Origin of the sequence: Arthrobacter sp. SIMBA_036, from assembly GCF_046535135.1 — a bacterium.
In the GTDB taxonomy this organism is placed as follows: domain Bacteria; phylum Actinomycetota; class Actinomycetes; order Actinomycetales; family Micrococcaceae; genus Arthrobacter.
Genome location: NZ_JAWRXG010000353.1, coordinates 1 through 251, shown reverse-complemented (window position 1 = coordinate 251; position 251 = coordinate 1). Strand labels below are relative to the sequence as shown.

Below are 251 nucleotides of genomic sequence, written 5' to 3'. Positions count from 1 at the left end.
ACAGAATTTTTATTACTTAAATCATCAATCAGTGCTTCCTTTTCTTCCAATAAAGCAGGGGTATCATATTTTTTATATATTTCTTTTGATAAATATTGCTTACTGTTATTCATAATACTGTCAGCTACAAACAGTTTATTAATGAACTTCAGCTGATTTTCCTTATCTCCTTGCTTTTTATAGTAGTCTATTAAAACCTCATACCCATTTCTTGTTACCGGATCAAACTTTTTGGATATCGACAAAACAGA

At 29.1% G+C, this 251-nt stretch carries 1 protein-coding gene; it reads right to left on the bottom strand.

All coding sequences use genetic code 11. The annotated features are described in order from the left end of the window. Positions 1 to 251, bottom strand: a 251-nt coding sequence (locus SB659_RS20160; RefSeq protein WP_410551709.1) for a hypothetical protein, incomplete at both ends; no start/stop codon positions are given.